Source organism: Providencia sp. UF-183, from assembly GCF_058246155.1.
The window spans coordinates 22,138-39,680 of sequence record NZ_JBSICD010000024.1 but is presented as its reverse complement, the minus strand read 5'-3'; the positions used below and the strand labels follow the sequence as shown (position 1 = coordinate 39,680).

Here is a 17,543-nt window from a genome sequence, read left to right as displayed (position 1 = left end):
TTCACCAGAAAAATGTGATGAACGTTATATTTTATCCTTCGATTTTAGGGCTTCTGTCAACCTTTCTGATAACTCTTGCTGCATATTTTTATCGAGCGCTTTGTGTTCTTTATCTGCTAACACAAAGAAATCCTCAACTTTTTCGCCAATTGTGGTGATCCTCGCGCCGTATAAAGAAATATCTAGCTGTGCAAAAACATGGCCAATTCGTGCCAGTAAACCCGGTTGATCTAATGCGAATAATTCCATATAGGTACGGCGCTCATTGGTGGAGTGCAAGAAATTGACCTTAGTGGGAACGGTAAAATGACGTAGCTTTGCGGGTAATGTACGTTGTTTCGGTAGGGAAATTTCAGGTTGCTGTACCGCGAGTAACAACATTTTCCGAATGTGGTCATAGCGGTCTTTTGCGAGTGGCGAGCCATTTGGTTCGAGTACTACAAATGTATCCATCGCCATGTTGTCTTTGTTGGTGAATATTTGAGCGCTGTGAATACTTAAGTTGCGGCGATCGAGCTCACTGGCCACTGCGGCAAATAAATGCGATTTATCATGGCACCAAATAAAAATTTCTGTTCCACCGTGTTTTGGTTGTGTGCTGATTAACACTAATGGTTTAGTTAGGTCATGATTTAACAGGTTTTTTGCATGCCAAGCGAGTTGTGATGGGGTGTGGCGTAAAAAATAGTCTGCGTGACAGCGTGACCACAGTTTTTGCAGTTTCTCTTCATCAATAGCAAGAGGGCGAAGCAGAGATAACGCTTGATTTCGGTGATGACGAATGCGCTCTCGTAAATCTGGCGTGCTTTGCATACCTTGGTTGAGTTGGTGTTCTGTTGACAAAAATAGCTCACGAATTAAGCTCTGCTTCCAACTATTCCACAAGGTGCTATTGGTGGCGCAAATGTCAGCAACGGTTAAGCACATCAAATAGTTAAGTCGAGAAACCGATTTCACCTCACTCGCAAACTGCTTGATAACATCAGGGTCTTGAATGTCTCGGCGTTGTGCGGTAACCGACATCAATAAGTGGTTTTTGACAAGCCATGCAGCAAGGTCAGCTTCTTTTGTTGATAAATCATGCTGTAGCGCAAAGTCATACACAAAATCAGCGCCTAAGTCTGAGTGATCTCCTGAACGGCCTTTGGCGATATCATGGAAGATAGCTGCAAGGCGTAAAATTTCAGGTTGCAGCAGTTTAGGGTAAACGCTGACACACAAAGGGTGTTCTCGGCGATTCTCTTCAAGTGTAAAACTGTCGATTTTTTGTAAGACACGGATGGTATGTTCGTCAACGGTATAGGCGTGGAATAAGTCAAACTGCATTTGCCCAACAATGTTGCTCCAAAGCGGCGTATAGGCACTCAGTACACTGTGCAGGTGCATGGGGACAAATGCGCCTTTAATTGCTCGCGGGTGGCGCAGAATTTTTAGGAATAACTTGCGTGCTTCAGGAATTTCACATAGCGGCACGCTCAAGTTTCGCCGTGCAAAGCGCAGTAAGCGCAATGTTGTGGAATAGATACCTGTGATGTTTGGGTAGCGCGCCATTTGGTAGAACATTTTTAAGATAGCGGCGGGCTGGTTGATAAACAGGTTTTCATCAATTACATCAATTAGTGTGCCGCGCAATTGAAACTGTGAATCAATTGCGCGCGGTTTTTCATTGGGTTTAAGGGTTAAAATGGCTTCATCAAATAACTGCAATAGCATTTGATTCAGCTCTCTCACGCGGCGAGTTACACGATAAAAGTCTTTCATCATGCGCTCTACGGGTTGGTTTTTCTCACCCTCGTAGCCTAATAAACGCGCGACGCTAAATTGGCGGTCGAACAGTAAACGGTTATCGTGGCGTTTCACCACCAAGTGGAGCGCAAAACGAATTTTCCATAAGAAAGTGAGGCATTCTTTCAGCTCTTGGCGCTCTTCTTCAGTTAAAAAACCAAAATCGACCATTTCATCGACGGTTGTCGCACCAAAATGGCGCCTTCCTACCCAAAGTAGGGTATGAATATCCCGTAGACCCCCAGGGCTGCTTTTAATGTCTGGCTCTAAATTATAACTGGTACTGTGATAGCGCTGGTGGCGCTCTTGCTGTTCAGCAATTTTTGCGGCAAAAAAGGTCGCTGACGGCCAAAAATCGTCACTAAAAATGGTTTTTTGTAGTGACAAGAAAAGGGTTATATCACCGCAAATAAGCCGTGACTCAATTAAATTAGTTGCTGTTGTTAAATCAGCATTGCCAGCTTCGATACATTCAGCAAGAGAGCGAACGCTGTGCCCAATATCAAAACGTAAATCCCACAGTAACGTGATAAATTGGCCGATTTTTGCAGCGATATCCTCGGAAACGGGGTGTTTACTTAGAATTAAAATATCAATATCAGAAAGCGGGTGGAGCTCATGTCGCCCATAACCCCCGACAGCAACAAGGGACATATTCGTCTGTTTATCGAATTCGAAAGCCTGCCACAACCTTGTCAGCAATGCATCAAGGTAGTCACTGCGAATGTGAATCAAATCAACCACATCTTTACCTTGATTAAAGCTGTCCTCAAGCCAACTGTCAAAATCATCAACATGTTGCCTTAAAGCAGCGAGGTCAAGGTCGTGGGCAGTGAAGTGGTTTGGAGCGAGATACGTTGCAGAGGATGCCGTCATCTTTATCTTTCCGTATTGATAGCCATAAAGAAACTACAACCAGCTTACGGTTTTTTGTGAAAGATGAACAGAGAAAGAACCCCCTTAATTGAGGGTTCTTGGGGAAATTTATTCGTTGACTAAAACGGCAGAAATAAAAGGTTCTTCTTCTTTACGCAGAGTGAGAATTTCACAGCCGTTATCTGTAACCACTAATGTGTGCTCATATTGCGCAGACCAGCCGCGGTCTTTGGTTTTCACCGTCCAACCATCTTTCATGGTACGAATACGGTGGTCGCCAGTGTTGACCATCGGTTCGATGGTAAACGCCATACCTTTTTGCAGAACAACACCGCTGTCATCGGCATCATAGTGCAACACTTGTGGCTCTTCATGGAAACCTTCACCAATGCCGTGTCCGCAATACTCACGAACCACTGAAAAACTTTGTTTTTCAACAAATTCTTGAATAGCTTTACCGATAGTACGCAGGCGAATACCTGGCTTAACCATACGGATCGCTAAATACAGGCTTTCTTGAGTGACTTGGCACAGGCGTTCGCCTTGAATTGTCGGTTTTCCAACGATAAACATCATGGATGTATCGCCGTGGAAGCCTTCTTTAATCACCGTCACATCGATATTGACGATGTCACCGTCCTTTAGAATTTTGTCATCACTTGGAATACCGTGGCAGATAACATCATTGACGGAAATACAAACGGATTTTGGGAAACCATGGTAGTTCAGGCAAGCCGGGATAGCTTGTTGTGCGTCAACAATGTGTTGATGGCAAAGTCTGTCAAGTTCACCCGTGCTCACACCCGGTACCACATGCGGTGCGATCATTTCTAATACTTCGGCTGCTAAGCGGCCAGCAACGCGCATTTTCTGAATATCTTCTTCAGTTTTGATAATAATAGCCATGAGTTCAGTCCATTCATGCCAGCAATGATTGATGACATGTTAAAAAATGAGAGGTTGAAAATGGGTTTTTGAGACCATTTTTTAGCATTAATGACACTTATGGTAACAGCCACCGCATTTTCTGCCAACCTGCTATCGAAAGGTTCGAGAGTTGAAGTTGCTATTAGGATAGAAGAACAGAGGAGAGAGCCTTGTTCATTTTGAGCTTTTCACCGCACAAATTGCAAAAAATTGGCGCTAAGTGGATGAATGCCCATCATAAAAATAGGGCTTTTTCATCTTATCAAAAAAGGTCTATAATTAATGGGATGCAAATCCTGTATCAGATAGGCGATATGCGACCCATAAAATCTGTTTTTTTGTCACTTTTGTGAGCGAAAAAATCAACAAAAGTTGGCTTCTAAGTTGGTTTTATGGTATAAAGCGCGCCGGCAATCCATATTATTTCTTCTCATCTTCATTGAAATGTCAATTTATGGCAGCAAAATGAGGTTTCCTGAAAAGGAAATTGGATTTGCGAAACTTAAACTCAATTGTGTATAACACACACGAATCGACACGTACGCCGGGGTGCTCTTATGCGTTTAGACGCAGCTTTAGAGTCGGTAGTATGGGATTCGTGGAGGCATAACCCCAATTACTTAAATACAGAGGTATTAAATGGCAACTGTTTCCATGCGCGATATGTTACAAGCGGGCGTTCACTTTGGTCACCAGACTCGTTACTGGAACCCAAAAATGAAACCTTTCATTTTCGGCGCGCGTAACAAAGTTCATATCATCAACCTGGAAAAGACTGTTCCAATGTTCAACGAAGCTCTGGCTGAGTTGACTAAAATTGCTTCTCGTAAAGGCAAAATTCTGTTTGTTGGTACTAAGCGTGCTGCAAGCGAAGCCGTTCAAGAAGCTGCTAACAGCTGTGACCAATATTTCGTTAACCACCGTTGGTTAGGCGGAATGTTGACTAACTGGAAAACTGTTCGTCAGTCAATCAAACGTCTGAAAGATTTAGAAGTTCAATCACAAGACGGTACTTTTGACAAACTGACCAAGAAAGAAGCGCTGATGCGTACTCGTGAACTGGTTAAGTTAGAAAACAGCTTAGGCGGTATCAAAGATATGGGCGGTTTACCTGACGCTCTGTTCGTTATCGATGCAGACCACGAACACATTGCTATCAAAGAAGCAAACAACCTGGGTATCCCAGTATTTGCTATCGTTGATACTAACTCTGATCCAGATGGTATTGATTTCATTATCCCTGGTAACGACGATGCAATCCGTGCAATCAAACTGTATCTGGGCGCTGTAGCAAGCACCGTTCGTGAAGGTCGTTCGCAAGATCTGGCTGTTCAAGCAGAAGAAAGCTTAGTAGAAGCTGAATAATAAGGTTTTATCCTTATTAACAGGTATTGCTATACAGGTACTGCTATATGTTAGAAGGGGCCTGATTTAGGCCCCTTTTATATATGAATCAGAACTATCCACGTGGGGAAGACTCCCACGGGGAATATCGAGGAATAAATCACATGTCTGGAATTACCGCTGCATTGGTAAAAGAACTGCGCGAACGTACTGGCGCAGGTATGATGGAATGTAAAAAAGCACTTGTTGAAGCTAACGGCGACATCGAATTAGCGATTGATAACATGCGTAAATCAGGTCAAGCAAAAGCGGCTAAAAAAGCAGGCCGTGTTGCAGCTGAAGGTGTTATCCTGACTGAAGTTTTCAACGGTGGTAAAACAGGTGCTCTGGTTGAGCTGAACTGTGAAACTGACTTCGTTGCTAAAGACGCAGGTTTCTTAGCATTCGGTAAAGAAGTTTTAGCTTCTGTTGTTGCTGACAAAAATGCTGACATCGATGCGCTGAAAGCAAAATTCGAAGAAGCTCGTACAAATTTAGTTGCGAAAATTGGTGAAAATATCAATATTCGTCGCGTTGCTATTCTGGAAGGCGCACAAGTAGGTAGCTACCTGCACGGTGCTCGTATTGGTGTTTTAGTTGCTGCAGAAGGCGCAGACGAAGAATTACTGAAACACATCGCTATGCACATCGCTGCAAGCAAACCTGAATATGTGACTCCAGACAACGTTCCAGCTGATGTTGTTGCTCACGAGCACCAAATTCAGTTAGACATCGCAATGCAATCTGGTAAACCACGCGAAATCGCTGAAAAAATGGTTATCGGTCGCATGAACAAATTCACTGGCGAAATCTCTCTGACTGGCCAGCCTTTCGTAATGGACCCAAGCAAATCTGTTGGTGACTTACTGAAAGAGAAAGGTGCTACTGTTTCTGGTTTCCTTCGTTTCGAAGTAGGTGAAGGTATCGAGAAAGTTGAAACTGACTTTGCAGCAGAAGTTGCTGCGATGAGCAAGTAATCAACTAAGGGCCGCCAATTGGCGGCTCTGTTTTATTCACGTTTCTTTCGAGTAGCAAACATCAGTTAACGGGCATGAGAGACCACAACGTTACCTTTTGACTTGAAAAATATCGTGGGTAATCAAGCTGTAAAACTCTATTCAAATTTAGGTATGTAGAACCTGCGTGTTCTGCGTATGTTACCCCAATAAATAATCTGTTAGGACAGAACACCATGGCTACCAATGCAAAACCCGTTTATCAGCGTATTCTGCTTAAATTAAGTGGCGAAGCCTTACAAGGCGCAGAAGGTTTTGGTATCGATGCTAGCGTTTTAGATCGTATGGCTCAGGAAATCAAAGAACTCATAGAACTGGGTATACAGGTCGGTGTGGTTATTGGCGGTGGTAACCTGTTTCGTGGTGCTGGTTTGGCACAAGCTGGTATGAACCGTGTTGTCGGTGACCACATGGGTATGCTAGCCACGGTGATGAATGGACTCGCGATGCGCGATGCTTTGCACCGTGCTTATGTGAATGCACGACTGATGTCTGCAATTCCATTAAACGGCGTCTGTGATAATTACAGCTGGGCGGAAGCCATTAGCTTATTACGTCACGGCCGTGTTGTTATTTTTTCTGCGGGAACAGGTAATCCATTCTTTACAACAGACTCTGCGGCGTGTTTACGCGGTATTGAAATTGAAGCAGATGTCGTGTTAAAAGCCACAAAAGTAGATGGCGTCTATTCCGCTGATCCAGCAAAAGACCCAGATGCGGTATTGTATGAAAACCTGAATTATCAAGAAGTTTTGGAGCGTGAGTTAAAAGTGATGGACTTAGCAGCCTTCACATTAGCCCGTGACCATAACTTACCAATCCGTGTTTTCAATATGAATAAACCGGGTGCATTACGCCGTGTTGTCATGGGCGAAAACGAAGGTACTCTGATTTCTCACAACTAATACTCAGAGACACAGCCTGAGTTTAAATGTATTATCTAAGATAAATTCAGACAATTTAAGCGAGGTCGCATTGCGGCCTTTAATAATCAGTTCTTAAGGGTTGAAAACGTGATTAACGAAATCCAAAAAGATGCTCAAGACCGTATGGAAAAGAGCCTTGAAGCATTCAAAAACCAAATCAGTAAAGTTCGTACAGGCCGCGCATCTCCAAGCCTATTAGATGGTATTACTGTTGAATATTATGGCTCAGCGACACCTCTGCGCCAGTTGGCTAACGTGACGGTTGAAGATTCACGTACATTAGCTATTTCTGTTTTTGACCGTAGCATGTCACCTGCGATTGAAAAAGCGATCATGGCGTCTGATTTAGGTCTGAACCCCTCTTCTGCGGGCACCGTTATCCGTGTTCCACTTCCTCCGTTAACGGAAGAGCGTCGTAAAGACTTAATTAAAGTGGTTCGTGGTGAAGCTGAACAAGGTCGTATCGCTGTTCGTAACGTACGCCGTGACGCTAACGATAAAGTTAAAGCACTGCTAAAAGACAAAGAAATCAGTGAAGATGATGAGCGTCGTTCACAAGATGACATTCAAAAGCTGACTGATAACTACATCAAGAAAGTTGATGAATCATTAGCGCAAAAAGAAGCAGAGTTGATGGAGTTTTAATCCATCATAATGGTAAAGCCACCAATGCATACTCAAAAAGTGTGCGTTAGCGTGGCTTTATTATTTTTGTACCCATTAAAAAATCCTTTCTTATCACTAAGCTGATATAATCTCAGTATTGAATTAATACAGAGCATCCGATCACTATGAAACGTCTGACAGTCCTGGGTTCAACAGGTTCAATTGGTACTAATACACTTTCTGTTGTTCGTCAAAATCCTGAAAAATTCCAAGTTCTTGCCCTCGTGGCAGGTAAAAACATTGCTGAAATGGCAAAGCAATGCCTTGAGTTTAATCCGAAATATGCCGCCATGGCGGATGAGTCATCGGCGAAGGCATTACGGGCGATTTTGTCTGAAAATAATAACAAAACAGAAGTGTTATCTGGTAAACAAGCCGCGATTGACCTTGCAGGCCTTGATGATGCAGACCAAGTAATGTCAGCAATTACGGGTGTCGCTGGGCTATTACCTACCTTGGCAGCGATCCGCAAAGGCAAAAGAATATTATTAGCGAATAAAGAGTCTTTGATTACCAGTGGCCGTTTATTCTTTAATGAGATTCGTCAGCATAATGCATCAGTATTTCCAATTGATAGTGAACATAATGCAATTTTCCAAAGTTTGCCTGAAATTATTCAGCTCAATTTAGGTTTTGCCGATCTAACTGCTTCAGGTATTTCCAGTATTGTTTTAACAGGCTCAGGTGGCCCGTTCAGAGAAACGCCATTATCGCACTTTGATAATGTCACTCCAGATGAAGCGTGCAATCACCCAAATTGGTCGATGGGGCGTAAAATCTCTGTTGATTCAGCGACAATGATGAATAAAGGGCTAGAATATATTGAAGCTTGCTATTTCTTCAATGCCAATGCTGACCAAATGGAAGTGATTATTCACCCTCAATCGGTGATCCACTCGATGGTAAGATACCGCGATGGCAGTGTCATCGCACAGCTTGGTACGCCCGATATGCGCACGCCGATTTCATATAGCATGGCTTACCCGCAGCGTATTATGTCAGGTGCAAAACCGCTTGATTTTGCTAGCCTTTCATCATTAACATTTGTGCAACCAGATTACCAGCGTTACCCTTGTTTGAAACTGGCGATTGATGCTTGCCATCAAGGTCAAGCAGCAACAACGGCGCTGAATGGGGCAAATGAAATGACGGTTGCGGCGTTCCTTGAAGGAAAAATTCGCTTTACTGATATCGCGAAAATTAATCACAAAATATTAGAAAGCCAAGTTTTTTCTGAACCTGTTTCTATTGAAGAGGTCTTAGAAATCGACGAATGTGCGCGCCGCGATGCGGCAAAAATAATCGCTCAGACAGTTTAAGCTTGGTATGTGATTTATTTAGTTGCTGATAACCATAATTTATCTTTAATATGTGATGCGTTTAAAAAAAGAAAGATAACCTAGTATTTAGCAGAGAATTAAGGATGTGTCTTATCAGCAAACTTAATAATAGTGGTTATTATTGAGTGGAATTCTCAAAGCGGTACTCACAAGGATTAACATTTAATGAACTCTAGTGGTGAAAATCTCTCTGAATCGATGATGCCGAAGCATGTCGCTATCATTATGGATGGTAATGGGCGATGGGCAAAGCAGAGAGGAAAACTCAGAATAACAGGCCATAAGGCAGGTGTTGAATCTGTACGTAATTCTGTGCGTTTTGCGGTAAAAAATAAAATTAGTTCGCTCACGCTTTATGCATTTAGTAGTGAAAACTGGAGACGTCCTGAAAAAGAAGTGAGTTCTTTGATGGAATTATTCGTTTTTGCACTCGATAATGAAGTCAAAAACCTACACAAGAACAATGTTAAATTAAAAGTGATAGGGGATATTGACCGTTTTAGCGAGCGCCTGAGAAAACGCATTGATAAAGCAGAGGCATTAACGCAAAACAATACAGGCTTAAAACTCAATATTGCGGCGAACTATGGTGGGCGCTGGGATATCGCTAATAGCGTGAAGCAAGTCTTTGCGAAAGTACAAAGTGGTGAGCTTTCCATTGATGATATCAATGAAGACTCCATTAATAACTCAATCTGTATGCATGACCAAGAGTGTGTCGACTTAGTCATCAGAACAGGGGGAGAACATCGAATTAGCAACTTCCTATTATGGCAAGTCGCTTATGCGGAATTTTATTTCACCAACGTTTTGTGGCCAGATTTTGATGAAATGGTGTTTCAGGATGCGGTTGATGCATTTAGTAAGCGCGAGCGTCGTTATGGTGGGGCTGAATCAGATGACGAACTTGTCAAATAATAGGGGATAGATGTGCTGAAATATCGTTTGCTTACTGCGATAGTATTAATACCAATTGTTATTGCGGCGTTGTTTTTACTTTCTCCAGCGAATTTTGGTTTAGTAGTGGTTGCTGTTTCTGCTCTCGGTGCTTGGGAATGGGCTCAATTTGCAGGGTGGCACTCACAGGTTAAGCGTGTTGGCTTAGCCATTGTTTTTGCAGTAATCTTGCTGGCAATGCAATTTTCGATTCCTGACATCACATCATTATCCAATTCGCCAATAATTCTTTATGGGTTATGGGCAGGGCTAGTTTGGTGGATTGTCGCTATTGTGCTCGTTGTGACTTACCCTGCGTCTGCATCGTGGGGTAAATCTGTTATTATTCGCTTATTATTTGGCGTATTAACTATAATCCCTTTCTACTGCGGAATGATGGCACTGCGTACTGTGGGCTACCAGAATGATACCGCTATTGGTGCATGGTGGTTGCTGTATGTCATGTTACTGGTGTGGGGAGCTGACTCTGGTGCTTATGCCTTTGGGCGTACAATCGGCCGTAATAAAATGGCACCGAAAGTGTCGCCGGGTAAAACGTGGGAAGGCCTCGTGGGTGGTCTAATCACTGCTGGGATTATTTCTTGGGTATTTAGTGCATACGCACCAATCCCTGTTATGCCAGATTATTTGCTAGTGACTTCAATTATTGTTGTTGTAGTATCTGTGTTTGGTGATTTAACTGAAAGTATGTTTAAGCGCCAATCTGGCATTAAAGACAGTAGTCATTTAATCCCTGGTCATGGTGGTATTCTTGACCGTATTGATAGCCTAACTGCGGCAATTCCAGTATTTGCTGGGCTGAATTTGTTAATTTTTAACGGCTTTGGTCTGTAGGAAGATAAATGGGATTTATTTGGAGCTTAGCGGCATTTATTATTGCAATTGGTGTGCTGATTACCGTACACGAATTTGGTCATTATTGGGTTGCACGCCGCTGTGGTGTTTATGTTGAGCGTTTCTCAATTGGTTTTGGTAAAACGCTGTGGCGCAAAGTAGACAAACACGGTACTGAGTTTGTCCTCGCACTAATTCCACTGGGCGGTTATGTCAAAATGCTGGATGAACGTGTTGGTGAGGTTTCACCTGAACGCCGGCATGAAGCGTTTAATAATAAAACCGTGGGGCAGCGTGCCGCAATTATTAGCGCGGGTCCAATTGCGAACTTTTTACTGGCTATTGTTGTCTACTGGATAGTCTTTATGATTGGCGTTCCATCAGTGAAGCCAATTATTGCGGATATAAAACCAGATTCGATTGCCGCGGCTGCAAATTTTGAACCTAAAATGGAACTAAAATCCATTGATGGTATCGAAACACCTGATTGGAATTCAGCGCGTTTAGCATTAGTGGCTAAAATTGGCGATCGCGAGTTAACCGCTGAAGTGGTGCCAGAAGGGTATAGTGAGCCCATTACCAAAACAGTTGATTTAACTGATTGGAAATTTGACCCTGAAAAACAAGACCCGATTTTGTCAATTGGCATCATGCCTGTTTCAGCCAGAATCGATCCGGTGATTCAGAAAGTCACAGCGGGTCAGGCTGGTGAACGCGCAGGGTTAATTCCGGGCGATAGAATTGTAAGTGTTAACGGTGAGGAACTTGGGTATTGGAACCCTGTGACCCGAATCATTCGTATGAATCCGGGAACGCCGTTAAAGTTAGAAATTGAACGTTCTTCACAACGTGTTTCACTGACCTTAACGCCAGATAGCCAAGATGGGCAGCGTGGTGAGAAAATTGGATTTGCGGGTGTGGAACTTTCAGTGTTACCGTTAGCAGATGAATATAAAATGGTGCAACAATATGGGCCATTTTCTGCGTTTTACCAAGCAAGTGATAAAACGTGGCAGTTGATGAAGCTAACGGTCAACATGATGGGTAAATTAGTTGTTGGGGATGTCAAACTCAATAACTTAAGCGGTCCGATATCTATCGCGAAAGGAGCGGGGGTATCCGCCGAATCAGGCTTGGTATATTATTTGATGTTTATTGCGCTTATTAGCGTGAATTTAGGTATCATCAATCTGTTTCCATTGCCTGTTTTAGATGGGGGGCATTTGCTCTTCTTATTAATTGAAAAAATTAAGGGAAGTCCAGTGTCTGAGCGAGTACAAGACTTTAGTTTTCGGATAGGTGCAATGGCATTGATTCTGTTAATGGGACTTGCACTTTTTAATGATTTCTCTCGCTTCTAATTTTGTAAGCCGGGGACCAGTAAGGAATACGCATAACAACGATGGCGATGAAAAAGTTGCTCATAGCGTCGCTGCTTCTAGGCAGCGCCACTGCATACGGTTCAGACGGATTCGTAGTTAAAGACATTCGTTTCGAAGGTCTACAACGCGTCGCCGTTGGTGCAGCATTATTGAACATGCCTGTTAGGGTGGGCGATTCAATTGATAACGACGATATCAGTCGTTCAATTCGTTCCCTATTCTCAACCGGTAACTTCGAAGATGTTAGGGTCCTGCGTGATGGAAACACGCTGATCGTTCAAGTTAAAGAGCGGCCAACCATCGCAAGCATCACGTTTACAGGTAATAAATCTGTTAAAGACGATATGCTCAAGCAGAACTTGGAGGCTTCAAATATTCGTGTGGGTGAGGCACTTGACCGCACAACAATCGCGAATATTGAAAAAGGCTTAGAAGACTTTTACTACAGTGTGGGTAAATACAACGCGACAGTTAAAGCCGTTGTAACGCCATTACCGCGCAACCGTGTCGATTTAAAATTTGTGTTCTCCGAAGGTGTGTCTGCGCAAATTCAGCAGATTAACATTGTAGGTAACAAAAACTACACGACCGCTGAATTGGTTAACAAGCTGCAATTACGTGATGATGTACCTTGGTGGAACCTTGCGGCTGACCAAAAATATCAGAAGCAAAAACTGGCGGGTGACTTAGAAACGCTGCGCAGTTTCTACCTTGATCGCGGTTATGCACGCTTTAATATTGACTCTACCCAAGTCAGTCTGACTCCAGACAAAAAAGGCATTTATATCACGATTAACATTACTGAAGGCGACCAGTACAAAATTTCTGGCGTTGAAATTAATGGTAATACGGCTGAACATTTAAATGAAATCAAAGAGCTGATCACAATCACACCGGGTGAGTTATACAACGGTGCGCAAGTGACTCGAATGGAAAACCAGATCAAAGAACTGTTTGGTCGTTATGGTTATGCCTATCCACGAGTGATGACTCAGCCTGAAATTAACGACGCAGATAAAACCGTTAAATTGCATCTGAATATTGATGCAGGTAACCGTTTCTACGTTCGTGAAATTCGTTTCCAAGGTAATGACACCAGTAAAGATACCGTCTTACGTCGCGAAATGCGTCAAATGGAAGGGGCATGGCTGGGGAACGACCTTGTTGAGCTCGGAAAAGAACGTCTGAACCGTACAGGTTTCTTTGAAACCGTTGATGTTGAAACTCAGCGCGTGCCGGGCAGCCCTGACCAAGTTGATGTTATCTATAAAGTTAAAGAACGTAACACAGGTTCGATGAACTTCGGTATCGGTTTCGGTACAGAAAGTGGCGTGAGCTTCCAAGTTGGTGTTACGCAAGATAACTGGTTAGGTACAGGTAACGCGGTTGGTATCAACGCAAGTAAAAATGATTATTCAACCAACGTTGAGTTCTCCTTTACTGACCCTTACTTCACCGTTAATGGTGTGAGCTTGGGTGGTCGTATTTTCTATAACGACTTTAGTGCGAAAGATGCTGACCTGTCTGGCTATAACAACAAAACATATGGCTTAGATAGTTTCTTAAGTTTCCCATTCAATGAAAATAACTCTTTCCGCGTAGGTGCGGGTTATGTTCATAACAAACTGTCTGATATGCGTGCGCAAGCTGCGATGTGGGATTACCTTGATTCTATGGGTAAAAATCCACCAATCACAGAGAATGGCCGTAATAAAGAAAGCTTTGATGCGGATGACTTCACGCTTAACTTAGGTTGGACTTACAACTCGTTAAACCGTGGTTTCTTCCCAACGTCGGGTAACAAAACGAACGTCTCTGGTAAAGTGACTGTTCCAGGCTCTGATAACGAATACTATAAACTGCGTTTTGATACTGCGCAGTACTACCCATTAGATGAAGATGAAACATGGGTTGTGCTGGGTCGTGCTCAAGCGGGTTACGGTGACGGTATTGGCAGCAAACAAATGCCATTCTATGAAAACTTCTATGCGGGTGGTTCTAGCACCATTCGTGGTTTCCGCTCGAACAATATCGGTCCGAAAGCGGTTTATTTGAAGCGTGATAAAACGACAGGTGTGGCTGGTCCAGAGCCAGGTAGCCCATCAAGTGATGCAGTCGGTGGTAACGCCATGTATGCAGCATCATTTGAGTTAATTACGCCTACGCCATTTATCGACGAGAAATATTCGAACTCTGTTCGTACCTCTCTCTTCGTTGATGCGGGTACGGTATGGGACACTAACTGGAACAGTATTCCATCTGATTGGCGTGCGGGTATGCCTGACTACGGTAAGGCGTCTAATATCCGTGCTTCAGCGGGTGTAGCTTTACAATGGATGTCCCCACTTGGACCACTGGTCTTCTCTTATGCGCAGCCGATTAAGGACTACGATGGGGATAAATCAGAACAGTTCCAATTTAATATTGGTAGAACGTGGTAATCTACACTAGTTTCTATCTATGAAGGCTCCCATAATTTTATGGGAGCAACCAAAATTTCCAGCCATACATATGGGTTAAGGAGTTTAGTGTGAAAAAATTGTTGTGTGCAGCGGGTGTGAGTATTGCTTTAGCAATGTCTGCGGGTGCTTATGCTGAAAAAATCGCTATCGTAAATGTTGGCGAAATTTTCCAAAATATGCCTGCGCGTGAAGCCGTTGCTAAACAGCTTGAAAGCGAATTCAAAAGCCGTGCTACTGAATTGCAGAATCTGGAAAAAGACCTGCAATCACGCGTAGAAAAACTGCGTCGTGATGGTGCTACCATGAAGCAAAGTGAGCGCGAAAAGCTTGAATCCGAACTCATGACTAAACGTGATACTTTTGCTGAAAAAGCGCAGAAATTTGAAGAAGACAACCGTCGTCGTCAAGGTGAAGAGCGTAATAAAATTTTAACTCGTATTCAGGACTCTATTAAGTCTGTTGCTGCTAAAGAAGGCTACGATGTTGTTATCGATGCAAACGCAGTTGCGTATGCAAAAGATAGTATCGACATCACTAGTCAGGTTCAAAAACAGGTTAAATAATAGATGTCTTCAATTCGATTGGCTGACCTTGCTCAGCAGTTGAATGCACAATTACATGGTGATGGCGATATCGTCATCACCAGTATTGCTCCCATGCATTCAGCGAATAATCAACAGATAACTTTTTTATCTGACAGCCGTTACAGTGATAAATTGGCCGAATGCCAAGCTGCTGCGGTGGTTCTTACAGCAAAAGATCTCGAATCCTGCAAAGTGGCGGCACTGGTTGTTGATAACCCGTACCTCGCCTATGCACGGATGGCGCAAATCATGGATACCACGCCAAGTCCGGCTGAAGATATTCATGCATCCGCAGTGATTGCCGATGATGCAACACTCGGTAAAAATGTTGCAATTGGCGCAAATGCCGTTATCGAAAGTGGTGTTGTACTGGGCGATAACGTCGTAATTGGCGCAGGTTGCTTTGTGGGTAAAAACACGCGTATTGGTGCAGGAACCCGCTTATGGGCGAATGTCAGCGTTTACCACAATATTGAAATTGGCGAGCACTGCTTAGTGCAATCAGGTACCGTGATCGGCTCTGATGGCTTCGGCTACGCGAATGATCGTGGCAATTGGATCAAAATTCCTCAATTAGGCACTGTGATCATCGGAGATCGTGTCGAGATCGGCGCAAGTACAACAATTGACCGCGGCGCTCTAGATAACACAGTGATTGGCAATGGGGTTATTATCGATAACCAGTGCCAAATTGCACATAACGTCATTATTGGTGATAATACCGCAGTTGCTGGCGGCGTAATCATGGCTGGCAGCTTAAAAATCGGCCGTTACTGTATGATTGGTGGCGCGAGCGTGATCAACGGTCATATGGAAATTTGCGATAAGGTCACAGTAACGGGAATGGGAATGGTCATGCGGCCTATCACCGAACCGGGAGTTTACTCTTCAGGTATTCCTTTACAACCTAATAAAGTTTGGCGTAAAACAGCTGCTTTAGTCTTAAGTATCAATGAGATGAATAAGCGCCTGAAAAACGTTGAACGCGAATTAGATAGCCAAAATCAAAAAAATCAGTAATCATTTTGTAATTCAGGCTAAAATAGTTATCTGAGTTACGTTTTCCGGCCTGCCAGTTAACCTAATTTAAGGTTGAAGCAGGCCGATTCGTTAATAATAACCGTATTAATAGACAGGAAGAGTATTTCGATGAGTGATAATCATACTCTGAATATTGAAGAAATTTTAGAGCTCCTTCCACACCGTTACCCGTTCCTTTTGGTTGACCGTGTATTGGATTTTGAAGAAGGCAAATCTTTGCGTGCAGTTAAAAATGTTTCCTTCAACGAGCCATTTTTCCAAGGGCATTTCCCTGGTAAACCGATTTTCCCGGGTGTTTTAATTTTAGAAGCAATGGCGCAAGCAACGGGTATCCTTGCATTTAAAAGCGTTGGAAAATTAGAGCCGGGTGAACTGTATTATTTTGCAGCGGTAGATAACGCCCGTTTTAAACGTCCTGTTCAGCCTGGAGATCAAATGATCTTAGAAGTTGAATTTATTAAAGAACGTCGCGGAGTCGCACGTTTTAAAGGCGTTGCAAAAGTTGATGGAGAAGTGGCCTGCGAAGCAGAAATGATGTGCGCCCGTCGCCGTGAGGTCTGATATGATTGACAATACTGCCTATATCCATCCTTCATCCATCGTCGAAGATGGCGCAATTATTGGCGCCAATGTGCGTATTGGCCCTTTTTGTTATGTTGGCGCGAATGTTGAAATTGGCGAAGGCACAGAGCTGAAATCCCACGTTGTCGTTAACGGTCACACAAAAATTGGCCGCGATAATGTGATTTTCCAGTTTGCGTCTATTGGTGAAGCTAACCAAGACCTGAAATACCAAGGTGAACCAACTCGCGTTGAAATTGGTGATAGAAACCGTATTAGAGAAAGTGTGACTATTCACCGTGGTACCGTCCAAGATGCTGGCTTAACAAAAGTGGGTGATGATAACCTGCTGATGGTTAACGTGCATATTGCTCACGATTGTATCATTGGAAATCGTTGCATTATTGCAAATAACGGGACGTTAGGCGGTCATGTCACATTAGGCGATTACGCGATTATTGGTGGTATGACAGCTGTGCATCAATTCTGTAAAATTGGTGCTCACGTTATGGTGGGTGGTTGCTCTGGCGTGGCGCAAGATGTGCCACCATATGTTATTGCACAAGGTAACCATGCAACGCCATTTGGTCTAAACCTTGAAGGCCTAAAACGTCGTGGTTTTGAAAAAGAATCACTGCATGCTATTCGTAATGCATACAAGACGTTATATCGTTCAGGTAAATCATTAGAAGAAGCGCGTGAAGAAATCGCAGAAGCAGGGAAAGTCAACGAACACGTTAAAGTGTTTAGTGATTTCTTAGAAGATTCTGCACAATCTAAGCGTGGTATTATCCGTTAATCAC

15 protein-coding genes are annotated in these 17,543 nt (G+C 43.3%); 13 read left to right on the top strand and 2 right to left on the bottom strand.

Annotation, left to right across the window (positions count from 1 at the left end):
* Positions 1-24: 24 nt before the first annotated feature.
* Positions 25-2,661 (bottom strand): bifunctional uridylyltransferase/uridylyl-removing protein GlnD, encoded by a 2,637-nt coding sequence (gene glnD, locus AC4IFT_RS18750; RefSeq protein WP_490752250.1) that lies wholly within the window; start codon positions 2,659-2,661, stop codon positions 25-27.
* 108 nt (positions 2,662-2,769) lie between these two features.
* Positions 2,770-3,567: a type I methionyl aminopeptidase gene (gene map, locus AC4IFT_RS18745; protein ID WP_353244420.1), complete on the bottom strand. Its 798-nt coding sequence runs from the start codon at positions 3,565-3,567 to the stop codon at positions 2,770-2,772.
* Between the two features lie 660 nt (positions 3,568-4,227).
* Here map and rpsB point away from each other — a divergent pair.
* The 13 genes from rpsB (at position 4,228) to lpxA (ending at position 17,539) form a co-directional block, all read left to right on the top strand.
* Positions 4,228-4,953: a 30S ribosomal protein S2 gene (gene rpsB / locus AC4IFT_RS18740; protein ID WP_219244390.1), complete on the top strand. Its 726-nt coding sequence runs from the start codon at positions 4,228-4,230 to the stop codon at positions 4,951-4,953.
* 143 nt (positions 4,954-5,096) lie between these two features.
* The gene (tsf, locus tag AC4IFT_RS18735; protein ID WP_490735826.1) at positions 5,097-5,948 is read left to right on the top strand and encodes a translation elongation factor Ts; all 852 of its coding nucleotides are present in this window, start codon (positions 5,097-5,099) and stop codon (positions 5,946-5,948) included.
* Between the two features lie 215 nt (positions 5,949-6,163).
* Positions 6,164-6,892, top strand: a complete 729-nt coding sequence (gene pyrH / locus AC4IFT_RS18730) for a UMP kinase (protein WP_206083748.1) — start codon at positions 6,164-6,166, stop codon at positions 6,890-6,892.
* Between the two features lie 108 nt (positions 6,893-7,000).
* Complete coding sequence (gene frr, locus AC4IFT_RS18725; RefSeq protein WP_125890289.1) at positions 7,001-7,558, top strand: ribosome recycling factor; 558 nt, start codon at positions 7,001-7,003, stop codon at positions 7,556-7,558.
* 146 nt (positions 7,559-7,704) lie between these two features.
* Positions 7,705-8,898: a 1-deoxy-D-xylulose-5-phosphate reductoisomerase gene (gene ispC / locus AC4IFT_RS18720; RefSeq protein ID WP_490752248.1), complete on the top strand. Its 1,194-nt coding sequence runs from the start codon at positions 7,705-7,707 to the stop codon at positions 8,896-8,898.
* Positions 8,899-9,084: 186 nt separating this feature from the next.
* Positions 9,085-9,837, top strand: a complete 753-nt coding sequence (gene uppS / locus AC4IFT_RS18715; RefSeq protein WP_490735820.1) for a polyprenyl diphosphate synthase — start codon at positions 9,085-9,087, stop codon at positions 9,835-9,837.
* Positions 9,838-9,849: 12 nt separating this feature from the next.
* Positions 9,850-10,710: a phosphatidate cytidylyltransferase gene (gene cdsA, locus AC4IFT_RS18710; protein WP_490735818.1), complete on the top strand. Its 861-nt coding sequence runs from the start codon at positions 9,850-9,852 to the stop codon at positions 10,708-10,710.
* An 8-nt stretch (positions 10,711-10,718) separates the two neighbouring features.
* On the top strand, positions 10,719-12,071 hold the full coding sequence (gene rseP / locus AC4IFT_RS18705; RefSeq protein WP_490752246.1) for a sigma E protease regulator RseP: 1,353 nt from the start codon (positions 10,719-10,721) through the stop codon (positions 12,069-12,071).
* A gap of 41 nt (positions 12,072-12,112) precedes the next feature.
* Entirely contained in the window at positions 12,113-14,533 is a 2,421-nt protein-coding gene (bamA, locus tag AC4IFT_RS18700; RefSeq protein WP_490735814.1) for an outer membrane protein assembly factor BamA, read from the top strand.
* 89 nt (positions 14,534-14,622) lie between these two features.
* Positions 14,623-15,117 carry a molecular chaperone Skp gene (gene skp / locus AC4IFT_RS18695; RefSeq protein ID WP_206083755.1) on the top strand — a complete coding sequence of 165 codons (495 nt, stop codon included), beginning with the start codon at positions 14,623-14,625 and terminating at the stop codon, positions 15,115-15,117.
* Between the two features lie 3 nt (positions 15,118-15,120).
* Positions 15,121-16,158: a UDP-3-O-(3-hydroxymyristoyl)glucosamine N-acyltransferase gene (lpxD, locus tag AC4IFT_RS18690; protein ID WP_490735812.1), complete on the top strand. Its 1,038-nt coding sequence runs from the start codon at positions 15,121-15,123 to the stop codon at positions 16,156-16,158.
* Between the two features lie 129 nt (positions 16,159-16,287).
* Positions 16,288-16,740, top strand: coding sequence for a 3-hydroxyacyl-ACP dehydratase FabZ (fabZ, locus tag AC4IFT_RS18685; RefSeq protein ID WP_219244380.1), 453 nt, complete (start codon positions 16,288-16,290; stop codon positions 16,738-16,740).
* 1 nt (position 16,741) lies between these two features.
* A complete protein-coding gene (gene lpxA / locus AC4IFT_RS18680) occupies positions 16,742-17,539 on the top strand; it encodes an acyl-ACP--UDP-N-acetylglucosamine O-acyltransferase (RefSeq protein WP_490735809.1) in 798 nt (265 codons plus the stop codon).
* The last annotated feature ends 4 nt before the right edge of the window (positions 17,540-17,543 follow it).

Bases quoted from the DNA above. Each gene is read 5' to 3' on its own strand.
- glnD (WP_490752250.1), bottom strand. From the start codon at position 2,661: ATGACGGCATCCTCTGCAACGTATCTCGCTCCAAACCACTTCACTGCC.
- rseP (WP_490752246.1), top strand. From the start codon at position 10,719: ATGGGATTTATTTGGAGCTTAGCGGCATTTATTATTGCAATTGGTGTG.
- rpsB (WP_219244390.1), top strand. From the start codon at position 4,228: ATGGCAACTGTTTCCATGCGCGATATGTTACAAGCGGGCGTTCACTTT.
- pyrH (WP_206083748.1), top strand. From the start codon at position 6,164: ATGGCTACCAATGCAAAACCCGTTTATCAGCGTATTCTGCTTAAATTA.
- ispC (WP_490752248.1), top strand. From the start codon at position 7,705: ATGAAACGTCTGACAGTCCTGGGTTCAACAGGTTCAATTGGTACTAAT.
- uppS (WP_490735820.1), top strand. From the start codon at position 9,085: ATGAACTCTAGTGGTGAAAATCTCTCTGAATCGATGATGCCGAAGCAT.
- map (WP_353244420.1), bottom strand. From the start codon at position 3,567: ATGGCTATTATTATCAAAACTGAAGAAGATATTCAGAAAATGCGCGTT.
- lpxD (WP_490735812.1), top strand. From the start codon at position 15,121: ATGTCTTCAATTCGATTGGCTGACCTTGCTCAGCAGTTGAATGCACAA.
- fabZ (WP_219244380.1), top strand. From the start codon at position 16,288: ATGAGTGATAATCATACTCTGAATATTGAAGAAATTTTAGAGCTCCTT.
- bamA (WP_490735814.1), top strand. From the start codon at position 12,113: ATGGCGATGAAAAAGTTGCTCATAGCGTCGCTGCTTCTAGGCAGCGCC.
- lpxA (WP_490735809.1), top strand. From the start codon at position 16,742: ATGATTGACAATACTGCCTATATCCATCCTTCATCCATCGTCGAAGAT.
- tsf (WP_490735826.1), top strand. From the start codon at position 5,097: ATGTCTGGAATTACCGCTGCATTGGTAAAAGAACTGCGCGAACGTACT.